The following is an 18904-nucleotide window of genomic DNA, read 5'->3' as shown; positions in this document are numbered from 1 at the left end:
CGGTTATTGCGAAAGCCTAGGCTTTCTTTCTTCTGTTAAAGGTGAATTTACTCACCTTAATACAAAAACATGGCAAGTGGAGTCAAAGCGCTAATTGACTAATTCCACTTGTTTTTCTAAATCACTTGCGGCCGGTTGTAAGTCGGCACTGCCCGGGCAATTGACGGGGATATCTAAGCTCAATTGCTCAAACGCGCTGGCTTCCATCTCGAAAAAGGCCTTTGCCAGATGGGCAACGGTTGCGTAAAACGCCGCACTTGGCGCCTTGGCTAAATTGTCACAGAAACGGCCGATCCAACTGCCGATATGGCGTTGGTAGAACGCCAGTTGACGATAACTAGGCGCTTCTAAAATCAGGGTTCCCATGACTTCACACAGGGCGGCAACATGATCTTCGGGTTCTTTCACGTTTTCTTCGCGCTCAAACCCCAGCTGCATTAAGTCTTGGCGCAGCAGTGCTAATGGTTTATCCATTAATGAGCCAGTCATAAACCAACTGCCATAGGGCAGGATCTCACCACAACCTACGCCGAGGAATAGGGCAAAATATTCGTCCTCTAGCTGTTCACTGCTGAACTGTTGGGCAGCCAGTTGTAGAGATAACCAAGCCTTAGTCATCTCGTTGTCTTCATTGGCATCGATTTCAAGATTAGCCAAAAAGTGCAGTAATTCCGGGCTGGGATGACGGCGTAATAGGGCGGCCAACAGTTGATAGATATCGGCTCTCAACTGATCGTTTTCTGAAACTTGTCTTACTGATTCGGTCATAGCGGATCTCTTATCGCAGTTGCTTTTCAGGATCTTGAAGAATGTCTTCAAACATGTCTTTTACCCGGCAGTCGCCACACATCTTCAAGCGCTCAATATTGGCTGAAAATGCGCTGTGTGCACCGACCATATCCAGCATCCGATGCACCATAGATTGGGTCGCAAAAGGAGCGCCGCAGCGAATACATTCGAAGGGAGCTTCTTCTTTCAGGGTGTGTTGTTGCTGACGGGCAGCTTTATCAAAATTAATTTGCGGAGTCAGGCTAATCACTTTCTCAGGACAGGCCGCCTCACATAAACCGCATTGCACACAGTTTTGTTCAATGAAGTGTAGCGCAGGTTTGTCGCCACCATCCTGTAATGCCATGGTTGGACAAATTGCCACACAGGACATACAGAGAGTGCATTTCTCGACATTGACGCTGACTTTGCCAAAGGGGATGTTGCTGAGCCCCAGACAAGTCTCGATTTCACCCGCTTGGCTATTGAGGTGGTCTATCGCCTCAAATAGTGTGTTGCGTTTCGTGGTCGAGGCAAAGGCGGCGGGCACTATTACCGGCCAATCTAAGCTGATATCGAGCATCGAATGTAAATTGTTAAGCATGCTCGGATCGATAAGGCTGATACGTTGCGGCTGGCCCATCTCATCTAAAATACTGTTGGCTAAGGACAGTTCACCCTTAAGCATTTGCGTTAGGGTTGGTGCAGTCGCGTCGGTGTTGAGGATGAGCACTTGGCGCGCCCCCCAAGCGAGGACCGACAACCAATGATCTAGGCTAGCAACGGTAATTTCTTCGAGGGCAACGGGAATGATGTCTCCGGCTAAGTCATCGGTGATCAAGTCTGCACCGACGGCATTATCGTGGAACAAAATTACCGGCGCGGTTTGGGCCTGCTCGCGAAAGCGACTCACGATTTTATTCAGGTATGAATGCAAAGCCTGGGGCGTAGGTAAGTCGTAACTGATTGCACCCGTTGGGCAAGCGCTGGTACAACTGCCTGCGCCGTGGCAAAGATATGGGTCGATTTCAATTTTCTTCGCGACACTGCTGATCGCATCGGCTGGACAGAAGTTAAGGCAACGATTACAACCATTAATGCCATTGCGATCGTGGGCACATAGATCGGCATTGATTTTCACGTAGCGCGGTTTATCAAATTGGCCGACTAATTCAGGAATTTGTGCAAGCGCATCTTCGAGTTTCGCGGCGTCTTGGCCTACGTAGAAATAACCGGGTGGCAGCATTTCTAAGTTCAAGCAAGCTGTGCTGCTTAAATCGAGCACTATATCGAAATGGGGTTTGCGAATGGCAACTAAACTGAGTTCAGCCGCCCCATCTTGATGTTCAACACTGACTTGGAATTGACCTAAAAAGCCTTTTACGCCAATGAGTTTGTTGTAGTAGCTTTCAACATCAGTTGCCGCCGCCATCACGCGCTCAAGGTGGGCTTCATCCTGACTGGTAATTGCTTCGTTAGCCAAAATCACTCGACTTGCCATAGTGGACAATTTGTCCGCAGCTAGGCGTGCAAGATCCTCTGGACCGATAATGAGCACAGTTCCTTCGGTGGTGTAACTCACCGTAGGAGGGATCAGATTCTGTAAAATCTGTGTCTGTGCTAAGACATGTTGCCGCACTTGTTTGAGTGCGTCTTGGTTTTGATTGGTTATCAAATGAGTGCTCACATTGCGTTCCTGAACAGTACTTTGGCTGTTCCTTTAGCTGTATCGCTGCAGATTTAGGCGGCAGGTTTTAAGTAAGTCATTGCCTTTTCTGCTTTTATCTAAGTTTTTATCCCTTAGTACAGCAATTCACATACCAAAGTTGTGGACATAAAAATTAGCTAAACTGACATTAAACAACTGGCTTTTGCACTTGAACTAAGGGCTCTGGTGCATTTTGGGGTAGGTCATCAGTCTCCCCATCCAAATTGTCCGCTATCTGTGCTGTTGCTAATTCGGTTTCGACATCACTGTTTTTTGATTCCATTACATTTTCTGGGACGTTAGGCTCTACACCTTCGGCTAAGAGCGACTCTTCGTCTGATTCATTGCTGTCTTTGGTGATATAACGAAATACCTTTTTCGCCAATTCGGCTGAAACTTCGGGGCTGAGCTTAGGCTGATTGCTATAGTCGAGCGCATACTCTATAAGTCCATCTATCTCATTGAAATGTGGTTGTTTCCACAGTGCGCGCAGGGCTGCTGTTTTTGCGGCAGGGTCAACATTGGCGCCCATAAAGCTGGCAAAGCTACCGCCAATTTCAATCTCTTCAGGATTAGGCAGATCTTCAGCCGTCAGAATGCGGTTTGGCTCCTCCGATTGCGGTTCTTGTGGTTCAGCAACTGTGTCTGTGGTGATGCCAGCTCCGACGTCGGACTCAGACTCAACGGGAGGATCTGCAAGGATTGCCTGGGATTGTTTGAGCGAGAGTGCAGCCTCCTCAGCGGCAACTTGTTCACGGCGCTGACTCCAACGACCAAAAAAACCACTGGCTTTAGGTGCTGTGTCTGTCATGTATCACTCCGCAAAGGGTCGCGACTCGGGCCTTGATTGTTGCGTCCATCGACGTGCTTACGGCGATAGGCCGCAATTTCGACCTCGCCATATTGAGTGATAAAAGCTTCTATCCAACAGGCTATCGCCTTTGGCATCAGCATATTAATCACGGGAGTGTTGCCCTCGAGGCAACCCGCCGCGACATTTTGATCCGCCGAGAGCATGGCAGGCACCCAAGTGCCATCGGCCATTTCATCGCAGACTAAGTAGAGCATGGCATTATCCATGTCGAGATTGATGCGATAGCTAGCACGCTCATCCTTGTGCAACTCAAGTAACACTAAGGTCGCATCTTTGGGAGCCTCGTGGGTAGCTGGGAGTAAGTGTTCAATTTCCCACTGTACTGAAGTCCAGCGGCCGGTCTGTTTCTCTACTTTTCGGAGTGAAACGTACATAGGCCAAACACTCGTTGTATGTTGCATTGTGTCTCCGTTTCAACTGAGTTGGAGGGCGCTCCATGAAATTGCGGATCGTTTTCACCAACAAACTAGGATAAAAGGTCACTGCAATATTGATGCCAGTAAACATGGGGTATTAGTTTGAAGTAGATCATCAAAATAGGCATAGGTTTGGGACATTTTGTCTAGCTGGTCATTTTGTCTGGGACATAAACGTCCAAGTCTTTCGCTTGAATTGCGGCAGATCACGCATTTAACCCCTAGTTTTATACCTAGGTACAAATATTGCTATGCTCTGGCCATCATTCGTTAAGCGGTAGCAGTATGAATTCTGATAACAGCACTAGTATAGACAAGCAGTTACAAGCCGATAATGGCCATTCACCAGCAAGGCGTCAGTTTACTTTTGTGAAAACCCAGGCTGAAGTGCCATTAACCATTGCCGTAAAAGCCGTCGATGAAACTGGGGAAATACTGGATAAGTTTGTCGCCTGTGAGCGACCTCTTACGGTTTATTTAAACTGGCGCCCGATAGTCACCCTGATGACCTTAGGTGCAAAACCTGAGTCACTGGCCTTAGGTTATCTGAAGAACCAAGGCTTTATTTCGGATGTGAGCCTGCTGGACTCTGTCATTGTCGATTGGGATGTTAATTCTGCGGCAGTGATCACCCGTGAGCAAACCACCGATCTTGATGAAAAACTTTCTGAAAAAACGGTGACCTCAGGTTGTGGTCAAGGCACAGTCTACGGCAGTTTTATGCAAGACTTGGATGATGTTAGCTTGCCCACTCCAAGCCTTAAGCAAAGTACACTCTACAGTCTGCTGAAAAATATCAATGAATATAATGAAACCTATAAAAATGCGGGTGCTGTGCACGGTTGCGGCTTATGCGAAGCGGACCAAATTATGGCATTTGTAGAGGATGTCGGGCGCCATAATGCGGTGGATACCCTCGCAGGCGATATGTGGTTAGCGCAGGATCGCGGTGATAACAAAATTTTCTACACGACGGGGCGCTTAACCTCAGAGATGGTGATTAAAGTCGCCAAGATGGGGATTCCTGTCTTGCTATCGCGCAGCGGAGTCACCCAAATGGGATTAGAACTCGCGCAGAAATTAGGGATTACCATTATCGCCCGTGCCAAAGGACGACATTTTTTAGTCTACCATGGCAGTGAGAATCTTGAGTTTGATGTAAATACCTGTTCAACAAACTGATCTGCAATAGTAGGTATTGAACTAACAGTGAATAGAAGGATAAGGACACAAGATGACTTCTGCCAGTGAATTGGTCTATATGAGTGCGAAGCAGGTGGCCGAGTATTTAGATCTAAATGAAAAGAAAGTCTATGCCATGGCAAACGACAGGATCCTGCCCGCCACTAAAATCACAGGTAAATGGCTATTTCCCAAGGTGTTAATCGACCGTTGGGTTATGGATTCATGCCATAGTGGCATGCTCACCGACCGTTTATTGATCACCGGCAGTGATGATCCACTCTTATCTATGCTAGTTGCACGTTTAATGGCTCAGGTCGGTAGCCGAGAACTGATTAGCTACAGTGCTACGGGCTCGCGTCTCGGTTTAGAATTGCTAGCAAAGGGATATGCCGATGTGTGCACTTTACATTGGGGCAGTATGGAAGATCGAAATATTCGCCATCCCGCATTGCTTAAAGGTTATAACAACCACCAACAGTGGATCATGGTGCACGGTTATTCCCGTCAGCAAGGATTAATCATGCGTGCAGATATGCACCACAGATGCCAAGAGGAAGATAAAGTGGCGAGCATGCCTTGGCGTTGGGTGAGCCGTCAGGGAGGGGCTGGGAGTCAGCAACATCTAGAGCATTGGCTATTAAAGCAGGGTGCGCGTTTAGATCAACTCAATGTCGTGCTCACCGCCTATAGTGAACGTGAACTCGCGGGTTATATTGCCAGAGGGGATGCGGATATCGGTTTTGGTTGTCAATCGGTGGCTTTGGAAAGTGGCTTAAGCTTCGTGCCACTCATAAAAGAGTCATTCGATTTCGTTATGCCGCAAAGCATTTACTTTCGCCGTCAGCTACAACAACTCTTTACTATGTTAGCGGGTGGACATGCAAGGCAAATGGCTGCGCTACTCGGCGGCTATGATCTTACCGACTGCGGGCAGCTACTCTGGAGTGCAAGTTAAGCTCTTTGCTCAATTCTTCCGAATTTCTCCTATTATAAGCAAGCATCATGGACAGCCTCTTACCTTATATAGGCATATATAAGGTAAGAGGCTAGATTACAAAATCGGTTTTGTACCTTGGGGGAAAATCCACAGGACAATAGTCATCTTCAACCTTGTTATACCGATATCAACACGTCTCCTCATATCGCAAACCATGCTTTACTGCATGTATTAGGCATATAAAAGTAATCAGCAACGCCTTAAAAATTAGCTTTTGTGGATAAGTCTGGGGGTAACAAGTGGGTATGATGTGGCTAGTTTGGATAATCAGAATTAAATACAAAAATTCTTAAAAAAGCCCTTGCACAAAATCTTCTGCTCCCTATAATGCGCATCCACTGAGACGGCAGACGGCGCTAAGCAGCTGATGTGACAGTTCATCAATGAGTTTACTGATTGATGAGCGAAAAGAAAGTTTGCAAAAACTCCTTGACGCGAAACGGGAAATGCGTAAAATGCACGACCCTGAGCTGATGAAGCATCAGCCCGACCCGCCTAAACGGTATGTGGTCAACGTTCTTTAACAAGATAAAACAAGAAATCTGTGTGGACACTCACAGGTGTTGAGTTAATCGAAACTGCTTAGCCTTAGGGTTGGCAGTCAAAGAATTAAATCAATGATGAAGAGTGTTCATAGCAATATGTACAGTTTGTTGCTGTGAAAGCAGTAACAAAAAAATCAGAATTCATTGAGCCGCTGAAGTCGCAAGACGGAAGCAACAAAACTTTAATTGAAGAGTTTGATCATGGCTCAGATTGAACGCTGGCGGCAGGCCTAACACATGCAAGTCGAGCGGCAGCACAAGGGAGTTTACTTCTGAGGTGGCGAGCGGCGGACGGGTGAGTAATGCCTAGGGATCTGCCCAGTCGAGGGGGATAACAGTTGGAAACGACTGCTAATACCGCATACGCCCTACGGGGGAAAGGAGGGGACCTTCGGGCCTTCCGCGATTGGATGAACCTAGGTGGGATTAGCTAGTTGGTGAGGTAATGGCTCACCAAGGCGACGATCCCTAGCTGTTCTGAGAGGATGATCAGCCACACTGGGACTGAGACACGGCCCAGACTCCTACGGGAGGCAGCAGTGGGGAATATTGCACAATGGGGGAAACCCTGATGCAGCCATGCCGCGTGTGTGAAGAAGGCCTTCGGGTTGTAAAGCACTTTCAGTAGGGAGGAAAGGTTGCAGTTTAATAAACTGTAGCTGTGACGTTACCTACAGAAGAAGGACCGGCTAACTCCGTGCCAGCAGCCGCGGTAATACGGAGGGTCCGAGCGTTAATCGGAATTACTGGGCGTAAAGCGTGCGCAGGCGGTTTGTTAAGCGAGATGTGAAAGCCCTGGGCTCAACCTAGGAATAGCATTTCGAACTGGCGAACTAGAGTCTTGTAGAGGGGGGTAGAATTCCAGGTGTAGCGGTGAAATGCGTAGAGATCTGGAGGAATACCGGTGGCGAAGGCGGCCCCCTGGACAAAGACTGACGCTCATGCACGAAAGCGTGGGGAGCAAACAGGATTAGATACCCTGGTAGTCCACGCCGTAAACGATGTCTACTCGGAGTTTGGTGTCTTGAACACTGGGCTCTCAAGCTAACGCATTAAGTAGACCGCCTGGGGAGTACGGCCGCAAGGTTAAAACTCAAATGAATTGACGGGGGCCCGCACAAGCGGTGGAGCATGTGGTTTAATTCGATGCAACGCGAAGAACCTTACCTACTCTTGACATCCACGGAAGACTGCAGAGATGCGGTTGTGCCTTCGGGAACCGTGAGACAGGTGCTGCATGGCTGTCGTCAGCTCGTGTTGTGAAATGTTGGGTTAAGTCCCGCAACGAGCGCAACCCCTATCCTTATTTGCCAGCACGTAATGGTGGGAACTCTAGGGAGACTGCCGGTGATAAACCGGAGGAAGGTGGGGACGACGTCAAGTCATCATGGCCCTTACGAGTAGGGCTACACACGTGCTACAATGGCGAGTACAGAGGGTTGCAAAGCCGCGAGGTGGAGCTAATCTCACAAAGCTCGTCGTAGTCCGGATTGGAGTCTGCAACTCGACTCCATGAAGTCGGAATCGCTAGTAATCGTGGATCAGAATGCCACGGTGAATACGTTCCCGGGCCTTGTACACACCGCCCGTCACACCATGGGAGTGGGCTGCAAAAGAAGTGGGTAGCTTAACCTTCGGGGGGGCGCTCACCACTTTGTGGTTCATGACTGGGGTGAAGTCGTAACAAGGTAGCCCTAGGGGAACCTGGGGCTGGATCACCTCCTTACCTATACGACTAACTTACGCTTGTTGGGTCGACAACATGGCATCCGTGCCGAGTCGACACAAAAACATCCGTGTTTTTGAGTGTTCACACAGATAACTTGTTCTTGTAGAGCGAGTGGCACGTCTTAACGACGATGCTTGTTCTTTAACAATTTGGAAAGCTGATAGTATTAAACACAATGATGTCTGTCGTTGTGTTGATACGAAAAAAGTTTAATGCGTAAGCATTGAACATTGAGTTCTCAAACACTTTATTAAGTGTCTTGAATATTCAAGTCTAAGGCGAGTCCATCTTCTTGGTCGAAGATGAGACAAGTAAAACCAAGCTGGTCGCAATGCGACTCAGAGTATTTCTTATCTTGTGTGAACGAGATAAGCGCAGTCAGACGAAACGATGTCTAAGCCGTGAAGCGAATGAGGAAGGAGTGTAGCAGCGCTACATGACTGACGAATGAGGTTCACAATAACGACAGCGTAAGGCCTGACAAGCGAAAAGAAACCTATCTGGGTTGTATGGTTAAGCGACTAAGCGTATACGGTGGATGCCTTGGCAGTCAGAGGCGATGAAGGACGTAGTAACTTGCGAAAAGCGTTGGCGAGCTAGTAACAAGCATTTGAGCTAACGATGTCCGAATGGGGGAACCCGGCCGCATAAGCGGTCATCATGTGGTGAATACATAGCTACATGAGGCGAACGAGGGGAACTGAAACATCTAAGTACCCTTAGGAAAAGAAATCAACCGAGATTCCCCTAGTAGCGGCGAGCGAACGGGGATTAGCCCTTAAGTCAGTGGGGTGTTAGTGGAATGCGTTGGGAAGCGCAGCGGCACAGGGTGATAGCCCCGTACACGAAAACTAACCATTGATGAAAACGAGTAAGGCGGGACACGTGACATCCTGTTTGAATATGGGGGGACCATCCTCCAAGGCTAAATACTCCTGACTGACCGATAGTGAACCAGTACCGTGAGGGAAAGGCGAAAAGAACCCCTGTGAGGGGAGTGAAATAGAACCTGAAACCGTATACGTACAAGCAGTGGGAGCGGTTCTTGAGACCGTGACTGCGTACCTTTTGTATAATGGGTCAGCGACTTACATTTTGTAGCAAGGTTAAGCGAATAGCGGAGCCGTAGGGAAACCGAGTGTTAACTGCGCGTTGAGTTGCAAGGTGTAGACCCGAAACCCGGTGATCTAGCCATGGGCAGGTTGAAGGTTGAGTAACATCAACTGGAGGACCGAACCGACTAATGTTGAAAAATTAGCGGATGACTTGTGGCTGGGGGTGAAAGGCCAATCAAACCGGGAGATATCTGGTTCTCCTCGAAAGCTATTTAGGTAGCGCCTCGAGCGAATACCATTGGGGGTAGAGCACTGTTAAGGCTAGGGGGTCATCCCGACTTACCAACCCTTTGCAAACTCCGAATACCAATGAGTACTACTCGGGAGACAGACGGCGGGTGCTAACGTCCGTCGTCAAAAGGGAAACAACCCAGACCGTCAGCTAAGGTCCCAAAGTGTATGTTAAGTGGGAAACGATGTGGGAAGGCTTAGACAGCTAGGATGTTGGCTTAGAAGCAGCCATCATTTAAAGAAAGCGTAATAGCTCACTAGTCGAGTCGGCCTGCGCGGAAGATGTAACGGGGCTAAACATACCACCGAAGCTACGGGTGCAGCCCATTAGGGTTGCGCGGTAGAGGAGCGTTCTGTAAGCCGATGAAGGTGAAGGGGTAACCCACGCTGGAGGTATCAGAAGTGCGAATGCTGACATGAGTAACGATAAAGGGGGTGAAAAACCCCCTCGCCGAAAGACCAAGGGTTCCTGTCCAACGTTAATCGGGGCAGGGTGAGTCGACCCCTAAGGTGAGGCCGAAAGGCGTAATCGATGGGAAACAGATTAATATTTCTGTACTTCCGCTAACTGCGATGGAGAGACGGAGAAGGCTAGGCTAGCGCGGCGTTGGTAGTCCGCGTTTAAGGTGGTAGGCTGATTTCTTAGGCAAATCCGGGAAATCTTAAGGCCGAGAGCTGATGACGAGGTCCTACGGGACTGAAGTAGTTGATGCCATGCTTCCAGGAAAATCTTCTAAGCTTCAGGTTAGCGGGAATCGTACCCCAAACCGACACAGGTGGTCGGGTAGAGAATACCAAGGCGCTTGAGAGAACTCGGCTGAAGGAACTAGGCAAAATGGTACCGTAACTTCGGGAGAAGGTACGCTCTTGTTGGTGATGAGACTTGCTCTCTAAGCTGACGGGAGTCGCAGATACCAGGTGGCTGCAACTGTTTATCAAAAACACAGCACTGTGCAAACTCGCAAGAGGAAGTATACGGTGTGACGCCTGCCCGGTGCCGGAAGGTTAATTGATTGGGTTATCGCAAGAGAAGCTCATGATCGAAGCCCCGGTAAACGGCGGCCGTAACTATAACGGTCCTAAGGTAGCGAAATTCCTTGTCGGGTAAGTTCCGACCTGCACGAATGGCGTAATGATGGCCACGCTGTCTCCAGCCGAGACTCAGTGAAGTTGAAATTGCGGTGAAGATGCCGTATACCCGCGGCTAGACGGAAAGACCCCGTGAACCTTTACTATAGCTTGGCACTGAACATTGAACCTACATGTGTAGGATAGGTGGGAGACTTTGAAGTTGGAACGCTAGTTCTGATGGAGTCGTCCTTGAAATACCACCCTTGTAGTTTTGATGTTCTAACCTAGACCCCTAATCGGGGTTAGGGACAGTGCCTGGTGGGTAGTTTGACTGGGGCGGTCTCCTCCCAAAGAGTAACGGAGGAGCACGAAGGTTGGCTAAGTACGGTCGGACATCGTACGGTTAGTGCAATGGCATAAGCCAGCTTAACTGCGAGACAGACACGTCGAGCAGGTACGAAAGTAGGTCATAGTGATCCGGTGGTTCTGAATGGAAGGGCCATCGCTCAACGGATAAAAGGTACTCCGGGGATAACAGGCTGATACCGCCCAAGAGTTCATATCGACGGCGGTGTTTGGCACCTCGATGTCGGCTCATCACATCCTGGGGCTGAAGTCGGTCCCAAGGGTATGGCTGTTCGCCATTTAAAGTGGTACGCGAGCTGGGTTCAGAACGTCGTGAGACAGTTCGGTCCCTATCTGCCGTGGGCGTTGGATGATTGAGGGGAGTTGCTCCTAGTACGAGAGGACCGGAGTGAACGAACCGCTGGTGTTCGGGTTGTCATGCCAATGGCATTGCCCGGTAGCTACGTTCGGAATCGATAACCGCTGAAAGCATCTAAGCGGGAAGCGAGCCCCAAGATGAGTCATCCCTAGGTCTATAAGACCTCTAAAGAGCCGTTCGAGACTAGGACGTTGATAGGCATGGTGTGTAAGCGTTGTGAGGCGTTGAGCTAACATGTACTAATGACTCGAGAGGCTTAACCATACAACCCAGATGGGTTTTGCTAAGCGAACTTAGACAGAATATATGCACTTAATGAAGTGTTGACTCAAAAAACAAACAGCTTTCCGAATTATTAAATAAGATAAGAGCAGATTTTAGTTCCTAGAATCTAGCAGCACGCAGTGCGCTCTCGAGTCTTGTTTAAAACGAATTTGCTTGGTGACAATAGCATTGTGGTCCCACCTGATCCCATCCCGAACTCAGAAGTGAAACGCAATCGCGCCGATGGTAGTGTGGGGTCTCCCCATGTGAGAGTAGGTCATCGCCAAGCGCCTAATTTAGGTTAACGTGTAAACGTTAGTCTAAAGGAGCGGTAGTTCAGTTGGTTAGAATACCGGCCTGTCACGCCGGGGGTCGCGGGTTCGAGTCCCGTCCGCTCCGCCAACATTAAGAGATAAGCCTCATCGAAAGATGAGGCTTTTTTCGTTATGGCGTCGCGGATAATTCGTGTCAGTGACGCACATGCTTCGGGCTCGAAGCACATGGTTATCGTCATACCCAGCCATCCCAATTCCTACGAGTGTACGTTATTGTTATTCGCATCAGTCCGAGAGAATTTTAATCTCATCCCTACTGGTAACGTCTATCTTTTTCTCGCCTTAATTGACTTAATATCGTTTATATTGAAGTGTTTATTATTAAGCAGATACTTAAATTTCAAGAATGATTGAAATTGAGTTATTTGCCCCAAGATAGTCTTAAGTGCTGCAGTTTTGTAGCGTCCATCAATGAGGTCTATGCCATGCTTTATGATTTAACGGTTGTACAATTTAGCAAGATGCTGAAAAATTTAAGCGTTATTCTTGAAAAGGGCGAATGCTTCGCAAACCTCAAGAAAGTCGATATGGCGGTGCTATTAAACTCACGTTTAGCGCCGGATCAATTTAACCTTATTCGCCAAGTCCAAATTGCCTGCGATACTGCCAAAATTGGCGTGGCACGTTTGACCGATAACTTAGATACAGTGCCAAAGCATGATGATAGCGAGACGACGCTGGCTGAGTTGCAAGCGCGTATTAGTTCGATTTTGGATTACTTAGCGACGTTCAAAGAGGCTGATTTTGCTCATGCGGCTACTATCCATGTCTCACAACCACGCTGGGAAGGAAAATATCTTACAGGTTATGAGTTTGCGATTGAGCATGCGATTCCGAACTTATACTTCCATATAACAACAGCCTACGCGATTTTGCGCCACAACGGTGTTGAAATTGGCAAGAAAGATTACCTCGGCGCTATGCCATATAAGTCGTAAATTTAGGCTAGATGTAGTACTGTTGCGCAGCCTAATTGTTGCGCAACAGCGTTTTGCCGCTCGAGCTTACCAACCTTTCTGCATGATTACCTGTTCTTTTTCTACCTTTGTTATGTCGCTTTATCGCCGGAAAATTTAGGACTCGTTAGGGTTCTGTTGTGTCGATGAAGTCAATCAATACTCAGTTTTTCATTTCGACCTCATGTCTCGACCATCTTCACCCTATCAGCAGTGATCTAATCTTGTTGATTTAGGTCGGTTATATGGATTGTAAGTTTATGAGTCGCCAAATGCGCTGTTACTTAAAGTGAATGGCGAATGAACTCATTAAAGATGACCTGTTTGTTCGTTTTGAGCAGGGATTTACTGGAAGAGCCTATTTATGGTTCTCATTAAAGGAGTTAGCTATGTCTATCGAATCTCAAGCCATCGAGAGTCCCACGGATGCAACGGCAACTGATTTGCCGATGAAGAGCAAGAAAGCCAAAAAAGCCGCCATTACCAGTGGTTTGCGCCTCAAAGACAAGTTAACCCAAGACACTCGCCGCCGAATTGAAATTCTTCACGAGCAACGCCAACTATCCAATCGTTTCGGTGTGGATATAGAAATTGACTAAAGCCATTGGCTTGTCGCTAAGTATTGGATATCACATTTAGATATTTAGCCCGCATGTACAGCTTCACGACGGACGTCGTGAAGCTTGCTCTCTTACCTAGCCACTTTGCTGACTCAATTCATACTCCATTATCGTGACCATCTCGCCCTTATAATCTTCCTGTGAAATCCTTGACCAACCCAGCGCTCGATAAAAATCGGCTTTATCTGCAGTAAACAAATAGATTTTCTGTAAACCAATCGCTCTAGCATGCTCAACGACGGCATTGACGAGCAACTTACCTAATCCTTTATTTCGATGGGCTGCATTCACATACACATTGGCGAGCCAAGGACTTAAGTCGGTTCGGCTGTCCATATCTGCGACGATTAATGACGATGACCCCATTACTTGATTTGCCTGTTCACAGATAAACATTGTAGGCATAGCAGCGTCAGTTAAATACTCGTTCATTTCCTCAATCAGCGTAGTGACTGAAGCATCCGCAGAACTTAAATGTGCCCATGCTTGATTATGCCACTCCGCCAATTGAGGAATGTGTTGCGGGGCAGATTTTAGGTCGATAACTTTCATATAAATCTCTAGATTGATTACGGAAAGGAGGGGAATGAGCAAATTATCCCCTCTATTGACTTGGATGAACTCAGTGGGCACAGGCCGAGTGAGTATACCGTTTAATTCGGGATCGGCAGAAATACGCTGGCTTTAAGTCCACCTTGTTGCGCGTGGCTAAAGCTGAGTTTGCCTTGATAACTGTCGACGATATCTTTGCAGATAGACAATCCTAAGCCATGGCCTTGGATGCTTTCATCTAGCCGAATGCCGCGCTCAATGATGATTGATAGTGCGGTATCGGAGACGCCTTCGCCATCATCACTCACTTCTATCCTATAGCCTATGGTTGGCACGTTTTGCTGACTGATATGGATCTCAATGTTTTTGCGGCTATGTTTGCAGGCGTTATCCAGTAAATTACCTAAGAGTTCGAGTAAGTCATCGCGGTCAAACGGCATGACTAAGCCGCTAGCGTAATCGCTGTGAATAATGCGGTCTGGGTAAATACGCTGCATTACTTTGATTAGCGGCGCAAGATCGTCATCGAGCACGGTATAACGCCCCGGAGTGGACAGGCCGACAATCTTAGTGCGCTTAAGCTCTCTATCAATGATGTGGTGCAGGTTTGCGAGCACCTTGCTGCCCTCACTCCTCTGTTCTGGTGGAAGGCTTTCTAGGTAGGACTGCAGCCCTTGTAGTGGACGTTTCATTTCGTGGGCTAAGTTACCCAAGGCATTGCGGGAGCGTTGTACTCGCTGGCCCAATTGATTGACTAAGCGATCTATCTCTTCGATCAGTGGGACTATCTCGCTCGGCACTTGGTCAGGATTGATTTCTTGCCCTTGGATGCGCATCTGCCGGATAGCTTCTGGCATCTGCTCTAAGGGTTTAAAACCGCGTTTAAGTAATTGATATTGCGCTAGTAATAAAATGACAATCGTGAGTAACACCGCCGCACTGGCAAAGGCTAAAAAGTGGATTTGGGTTTGTTCAAGCGAGCTAATATCTTCCGTCACCCACAGGGTAACTAACTGATCTTCTTTGATAACGGCTTGACTGAACATCAACCAATGTTCTTTACCAACAAATTCAGTGGCTTGGTGGTGCTCACCCGCTGCCAGTTTAGGCATGTTCACGTTATGGTCGAATAGAGAGCGTGAACGCAGGGTTTGCTCGCCGATTTGAATCGCAAAATAATGTCCAGAATTAACCCTGTGGTACACATTGGGTAAACGGTCGGTGGTGAGTGCCCATGTGCCATCGGGATTGTGATTCAGGGCGGAGATCAGGCTGTCGGCATCGTGTTGTAGACGCGAGGCAACAAAGTCTTGGGTTAAGATTTGGATACCTTGGTGCAGAAAATACAATAACAGCACCATGGCAAAGGTGAGCGTGATCAACAAATTGCGCGTCAGATAACCCTTGAGTGAATACACGCCTTTACTCCTTGAGTCGATAACCTTGGCCGCGGCGGGTTTCGATATAATCCTTGCCTAAGCGTTGGCGCAGGCGGTTGACGTACACTTCGATGACATTGCTGTCTTTGATTTGATCTTCTTCGTAAATGCGTTCACTGAGCTCTGACTTAGAGACGATTTTGCTGGGATTGACCATTAAGTAATGCAGCAGCCGATATTCAATCTTAGTCAGTTCTATCACTTCACCGTCGACATTGGTGACGGCTTGTTTGTCGACATCGAGGGAGACGCCTGCATGCTGCAACACATTGTCGGCACGGCCAAAGTGGCGGCGGATCAACACTTCGAGCCTTGCGAGTAGTTCTTCAATGTGAAAAGGCTTGCCGAGGTAATCATCGGCCCCCGCCTTGAGACCGTCGACCCGTTCGTGCCACGCATCACGGGCGGTGAGAATAAGCACTGGCATAGCCAAGCCCTTTTGTCGCCATTGGCCAAGGACTTGTAAACCGGGTTTGCCAGGCAAGCCGAGATCGAGGATAACGGCTTCGAAGTTTTCTTCTTCGCCTAAAAAGGCGCCGTCGATACCGTTATCGGCGTGCTCGACGGTATAACCCGCCTTGTTAAGGGCGGGAATGAGGCGTGCGACCAGATCGGTATCATCTTCAATCAATAGCAAACGCATCAGTCGACCTTTTCCTTTAGCCACTCGCCGGTTTTGGCGTCAATCTTAATTTCATACACTATGCCATCGTCGCGGAGGATCTCGAGCTCGTAGATGATACGGCCATGTTTCTGCTCGACTTCTAAGTCCAACAGTCGCCCCTGCAGGCGTGATTCGTAGCGTTGCATTATGGTGTCGAAGGGCAAAACCTTGCCCTCCTTAACCCACTCGACCACCTTGTTGGAAAGATCATCGTCGTGGGCATCAGTGCTTGGACTGCTAATCATCCCAACGGCCAAAGCCAGGAATATTAACGGTATCTTCATCGAATATGCCCTTCTCTGCGAGGTTGTGACAATTGCTGCATTGGCTGAATGAGCCGACCTTAGCGTTATCTTGCACCATACGCCTTGGGATCTCATCGTGTTCGTGGATAAAAAATGCCTGTTCTGTGATCTTCTGCGGCCCTGCGCCTGCGAGCAGCGGCGTGCTGTTTTTCATCACCTTACCATTTTGCGCCGCATGTTGAACCAGATATTCCTCAATTCTGGCAGTGACTTGAGGATCTAGGCTGGCGTTGTCACCAAAGTGGTTCTCAAGATTTGCGGTAATGGCGCGCCACTTGTCGGCGGGGAGTAAATTGGCTGGATAGGCCATGTGGCAGCTGCCACATTCTGCCGTGTATTCCGCATTCTGTGGAATGGCGCGGTTGAGTTCATGGCCGTCGTCCGCATAGCCTGTACCGGTTAAGGTTAGGCTTATGCCGATAACGCCAATGGCTAATGCCGCGGCTGTGAGTGATGAACCTAAGAACCAGCTAATAGGGTGTGCTTGTTGAGTCATAATATCTTCCTTATTTGTACCGTTACCTTCTATGGAAGGTATTGAAATTAATCGCTCTAATTAAATGAGTTATTGCAGGCTTAACCAGAGTAAGGCATCGCCTTTTTCCTGGGGTGTGCAGTCGCGCTTAAAGGTCCAGTTACAGTTACGGCTAAACCATTTCTCGATTTTGGCTGAGTCGGTTAACCGATCTGCGGTAATCGACGGCGCCATAGGGTCAATGGGTTTACGGGTATTTTGGTGCATGCCCATGTCGGTGACTTTGGCGGTATGGCAACTGGCACAGCTGCGACCGTCTATGTCCTGTAGCCAAAGCTTTTGTCCTGCGGCGGCGGTAAAGGGTCCAGCGCCTTGGGCTTGATAGCTTTGCAGTTGCGTGCCGATGCGCTCGGCGCTCAGTGGCAGGCTTTGCACTTTACTGTTGGCGGCACTAACGCTAAGGCTAGTCAGCAGCAAGGTGGAAATTGCGACAATGGCAAGGCGACTTTTATTCGTGTGTCTGGTTAATCTGTTCATAGGGCATTCCTTTTGGGCTGGATATCTTATTGCTAAGCAAAATGGCTAACGGATTAATCTTCTTGTTCCACTGGGCGTTGTTTCTTGCCCGTGACCATGGCTCTGACTAAGTTTTCTTTGTGTAACAGGCTGCTGACGATGACGCCGCCAACATGGATAACCACAAGGAACACGGTGAAGTTGGCAAAGAATTCATGGACTTCTTTTATGGCGCCTTCGGGCCAAGTGGCGAAAAAGCTCGTGGCTAATGGGCCGTGTCCGTCGGTGGCGTATAGAGCCATGCCTGAGAATCCCGTGATGGCTATGCTGGCAATCAAGGCCACTATCATCATTGCCCCAGCGGGGTTATGGCCTATGTAGTCTTTGGCTTTGCCTGTGATGAGTCCTTTGAGGTACACCAGCACTTCTTTAGGGCGAGTGATAAAGTTGCTAAAGCGCGCATTGTGGGTACCCATCACGCCCCAGAGCAGACGAAACACCAGTAAAATTAAGATGCTATAACCTGCGTAACTGTGGATGGTCATCCACTCGTCTTCGCCTTCAGTGAGGTAGGCTAAGGTGAAAAAGCCGACGAGTGACCAATGGAATATGCGGATCAACAGGTCCCAGACTTTGATGGTTTGCAGTGTGTTTGATGACATGATGTGACGCTCCTAAGTGGGTTTAGGTGTAGGCTACTTAACCCAAACTTAAACCTCGCTTAAATTTTGAGGCGCGAACATTCAGTGAGTTGGTGGGTCTGAGTGGCGCGCTTTCCTAGGTGGGGAGCCTTAAATGTCAACGAAAACTCGCTTGTTAACCTCTTGGTATTACGGTAGATTCTGCCACCTCGACCGAGTGAAGGGATTAACATATCTATGTCTACCGCCGTTATTCGCGCTTTCATCAGCCGCAATCCGAGTCGTAAATCCTTTTGTATTTATGCGGTTTTATTATTTTTGACTGAAGTCTTAATTGCCTTATATGCGCCTGCGGGTTTTATTCGTGGTTTTGTGGGCGATGTATTGGTGGTGATCTTGCTGTTTTGTATGGTGCGGGCTGTCGTTCCTATTGCCAATCCGGTAGAAAAAGTCGCAGTAAAAAACACCGGCGATGGCATTAAGCGTTTTTTTCAAACTCCTTTGCTGGCGTTTACGGTATTGCTGTTTGCCTTTGCCATCGAGTTTGGCCAGTATTGGGGTTTAGTCGACAAGCTAGGCTTAGGCGGAAATCGCTTGGCGCGGATAGTGATAGGTAGCCATTTTGATCCACTCGATCTCGTAGCATATTTTGTCGGTTACTTGATCTTAGTGGGCTGTTATTGTAAAAGCCGCCAGCCCTAGTATTGAATCCGCAAGAGCCGCGTGACGTGTATTTTCGCGGATAGGCGAGATAGGTAGTCGAAATAGATAGGC

Annotated in this window: 17 protein-coding genes, 1 tRNA gene and 3 rRNA genes; 10 read left to right on the top strand and 11 right to left on the bottom strand. The window is 48.3% G+C overall.

Features of this window, described 5'->3' with window-relative positions; all coding sequences use genetic code 11:
- Positions 1 to 90: 90 nt before the first annotated feature.
- The 4 genes from JFT56_RS18400 to JFT56_RS18385 form a co-directional block, all read right to left on the bottom strand.
- Positions 91 to 768, bottom strand: a complete 678-nt coding sequence (locus JFT56_RS18400; RefSeq protein WP_198781411.1) for a TorD/DmsD family molecular chaperone — start codon at positions 766 to 768, stop codon at positions 91 to 93.
- A 10-nt stretch (positions 769 to 778) separates the two neighbouring features.
- The gene (locus JFT56_RS18395; RefSeq protein ID WP_198783638.1) at positions 779 to 2440 is read right to left on the bottom strand and encodes a 4Fe-4S binding protein; all 1662 of its coding nucleotides are present in this window, start codon (positions 2438 to 2440) and stop codon (positions 779 to 781) included.
- 184 nt (positions 2441 to 2624) lie between these two features.
- On the bottom strand, positions 2625 to 3287 hold the full coding sequence (locus JFT56_RS18390; RefSeq protein ID WP_198781410.1) for a DUF3306 domain-containing protein: 663 nt from the start codon (positions 3285 to 3287) through the stop codon (positions 2625 to 2627).
- Positions 3284 to 3751 (bottom strand): DUF3305 domain-containing protein, encoded by a 468-nt coding sequence (locus JFT56_RS18385; RefSeq protein ID WP_198781409.1) that lies wholly within the window; start codon positions 3749 to 3751, stop codon positions 3284 to 3286. Before JFT56_RS18385 ends, JFT56_RS18390 begins: the two co-directional genes overlap by 4 nt.
- A gap of 300 nt (positions 3752 to 4051) precedes the next feature.
- Between JFT56_RS18385 and JFT56_RS18380 the strand changes: the two genes are divergently transcribed.
- The 9 genes from JFT56_RS18380 to JFT56_RS18340 all read left to right on the top strand — a co-directional run bounded on the left by JFT56_RS18380 (position 4052) and on the right by JFT56_RS18340 (position 13517).
- Complete coding sequence (locus JFT56_RS18380; protein ID WP_198781408.1) at positions 4052 to 4948, top strand: formate dehydrogenase accessory sulfurtransferase FdhD; 897 nt, start codon at positions 4052 to 4054, stop codon at positions 4946 to 4948.
- Between the two features lie 52 nt (positions 4949 to 5000).
- Complete coding sequence (locus JFT56_RS18375; protein ID WP_198781407.1) at positions 5001 to 5906, top strand: helix-turn-helix transcriptional regulator; 906 nt, start codon at positions 5001 to 5003, stop codon at positions 5904 to 5906.
- A 425-nt stretch (positions 5907 to 6331) separates the two neighbouring features.
- Positions 6332 to 6472, top strand: coding sequence for a hypothetical protein (locus JFT56_RS18370; protein ID WP_198781406.1), 141 nt, complete (start codon positions 6332 to 6334; stop codon positions 6470 to 6472).
- A 204-nt stretch (positions 6473 to 6676) separates the two neighbouring features.
- A 16S ribosomal RNA gene (locus JFT56_RS18365) occupies positions 6677 to 8219 on the top strand.
- A 514-nt stretch (positions 8220 to 8733) separates the two neighbouring features.
- Positions 8734 to 11627: ribosomal RNA gene (locus tag JFT56_RS18360) — 23S ribosomal RNA — on the top strand.
- A gap of 173 nt (positions 11628 to 11800) precedes the next feature.
- Positions 11801 to 11916, top strand: a 5S ribosomal RNA gene (rrf, locus tag JFT56_RS18355).
- Together the 16S, 23S and 5S rRNA genes with 1 tRNA gene alongside form the textbook arrangement of a ribosomal RNA operon.
- Before the next feature lie 36 nt (positions 11917 to 11952).
- Positions 11953 to 12029: transfer RNA gene (locus JFT56_RS18350), tRNA-Asp, on the top strand.
- A gap of 358 nt (positions 12030 to 12387) precedes the next feature.
- Positions 12388 to 12900 (top strand): DUF1993 domain-containing protein, encoded by a 513-nt coding sequence (locus JFT56_RS18345; RefSeq protein WP_198781405.1) that lies wholly within the window; start codon positions 12388 to 12390, stop codon positions 12898 to 12900.
- Positions 12901 to 13307: 407 nt separating this feature from the next.
- Positions 13308 to 13517, top strand: a complete 210-nt coding sequence (locus JFT56_RS18340) for a hypothetical protein (RefSeq protein ID WP_198781404.1) — start codon at positions 13308 to 13310, stop codon at positions 13515 to 13517.
- 96 nt (positions 13518 to 13613) lie between these two features.
- On the opposite strand, the gene JFT56_RS18335 is transcribed toward JFT56_RS18340, so the two are convergent.
- The 7 genes from JFT56_RS18335 to JFT56_RS18305 all read right to left on the bottom strand — a co-directional run bounded on the left by JFT56_RS18335 (position 13614) and on the right by JFT56_RS18305 (position 18151).
- A complete protein-coding gene (locus tag JFT56_RS18335) occupies positions 13614 to 14090 on the bottom strand; it encodes a GNAT family N-acetyltransferase (protein WP_198781403.1) in 477 nt (158 codons plus the stop codon).
- A 101-nt stretch (positions 14091 to 14191) separates the two neighbouring features.
- A complete protein-coding gene (locus tag JFT56_RS18330) occupies positions 14192 to 15508 on the bottom strand; it encodes a sensor histidine kinase (protein WP_198781402.1) in 1317 nt (438 codons plus the stop codon).
- Positions 15509 to 15512: 4 nt separating this feature from the next.
- Positions 15513 to 16172, bottom strand: coding sequence for a response regulator transcription factor (locus tag JFT56_RS18325; protein WP_006079718.1), 660 nt, complete (start codon positions 16170 to 16172; stop codon positions 15513 to 15515).
- Positions 16172 to 16438, bottom strand: a complete 267-nt coding sequence (locus JFT56_RS18320) for a PepSY domain-containing protein (protein ID WP_198781401.1) — start codon at positions 16436 to 16438, stop codon at positions 16172 to 16174. Before JFT56_RS18320 ends, JFT56_RS18325 begins: the two co-directional genes overlap by 1 nt.
- Complete coding sequence (locus JFT56_RS18315; RefSeq protein ID WP_198781400.1) at positions 16431 to 16994, bottom strand: diheme cytochrome c; 564 nt, start codon at positions 16992 to 16994, stop codon at positions 16431 to 16433. The genes JFT56_RS18320 and JFT56_RS18315 overlap by 8 nt, the downstream gene beginning before the upstream one ends.
- Before the next feature lie 69 nt (positions 16995 to 17063).
- Entirely contained in the window at positions 17064 to 17510 is a 447-nt protein-coding gene (locus tag JFT56_RS18310; RefSeq protein ID WP_198781399.1) for a DUF1924 domain-containing protein, read from the bottom strand.
- Positions 17511 to 17563: 53 nt separating this feature from the next.
- On the bottom strand, positions 17564 to 18151 hold the full coding sequence (locus tag JFT56_RS18305; RefSeq protein WP_198781398.1) for a cytochrome b/b6 domain-containing protein: 588 nt from the start codon (positions 18149 to 18151) through the stop codon (positions 17564 to 17566).
- A 216-nt stretch (positions 18152 to 18367) separates the two neighbouring features.
- On the opposite strand from JFT56_RS18305, the gene JFT56_RS18300 reads away from it, so the two are divergent.
- Positions 18368 to 18832, top strand: coding sequence for a DUF2809 domain-containing protein (locus JFT56_RS18300; RefSeq protein WP_198781397.1), 465 nt, complete (start codon positions 18368 to 18370; stop codon positions 18830 to 18832).
- The last annotated feature ends 72 nt before the right edge of the window (positions 18833 to 18904 follow it).

The organism is Shewanella putrefaciens, assembly GCF_016406305.1.
Taxonomy (GTDB): domain Bacteria; phylum Pseudomonadota; class Gammaproteobacteria; order Enterobacterales; family Shewanellaceae; genus Shewanella; species Shewanella putrefaciens_C.
This window is presented reverse-complemented; position numbering and strand designations above follow the sequence as displayed.

Coding starts and splice junctions, on each gene's coding strand:
- JFT56_RS18400 (WP_198781411.1), bottom strand. CDS start 768: ATGACCGAATCAGTAAGACAAGTTTCAGAAAACGATCAGTTGAGAGCC.
- JFT56_RS18390 (WP_198781410.1), bottom strand. CDS start 3,287: ATGACAGACACAGCACCTAAAGCCAGTGGTTTTTTTGGTCGTTGGAGT.
- JFT56_RS18385 (WP_198781409.1), bottom strand. CDS start 3,751: ATGCAACATACAACGAGTGTTTGGCCTATGTACGTTTCACTCCGAAAA.
- JFT56_RS18380 (WP_198781408.1), top strand. CDS start 4,052: ATGAATTCTGATAACAGCACTAGTATAGACAAGCAGTTACAAGCCGAT.
- JFT56_RS18375 (WP_198781407.1), top strand. CDS start 5,001: ATGACTTCTGCCAGTGAATTGGTCTATATGAGTGCGAAGCAGGTGGCC.
- JFT56_RS18370 (WP_198781406.1), top strand. CDS start 6,332: ATGAGTTTACTGATTGATGAGCGAAAAGAAAGTTTGCAAAAACTCCTT.
- JFT56_RS18345 (WP_198781405.1), top strand. CDS start 12,388: ATGCTTTATGATTTAACGGTTGTACAATTTAGCAAGATGCTGAAAAAT.
- JFT56_RS18340 (WP_198781404.1), top strand. CDS start 13,308: ATGTCTATCGAATCTCAAGCCATCGAGAGTCCCACGGATGCAACGGCA.
- JFT56_RS18335 (WP_198781403.1), bottom strand. CDS start 14,090: ATGAAAGTTATCGACCTAAAATCTGCCCCGCAACACATTCCTCAATTG.
- JFT56_RS18325 (WP_006079718.1), bottom strand. CDS start 16,172: ATGCGTTTGCTATTGATTGAAGATGATACCGATCTGGTCGCACGCCTC.
- JFT56_RS18320 (WP_198781401.1), bottom strand. CDS start 16,438: ATGATTAGCAGTCCAAGCACTGATGCCCACGACGATGATCTTTCCAAC.
- JFT56_RS18315 (WP_198781400.1), bottom strand. CDS start 16,994: ATGACTCAACAAGCACACCCTATTAGCTGGTTCTTAGGTTCATCACTC.
- JFT56_RS18310 (WP_198781399.1), bottom strand. CDS start 17,510: ATGAACAGATTAACCAGACACACGAATAAAAGTCGCCTTGCCATTGTC.
- JFT56_RS18305 (WP_198781398.1), bottom strand. CDS start 18,151: ATGTCATCAAACACACTGCAAACCATCAAAGTCTGGGACCTGTTGATC.
- JFT56_RS18300 (WP_198781397.1), top strand. CDS start 18,368: ATGTCTACCGCCGTTATTCGCGCTTTCATCAGCCGCAATCCGAGTCGT.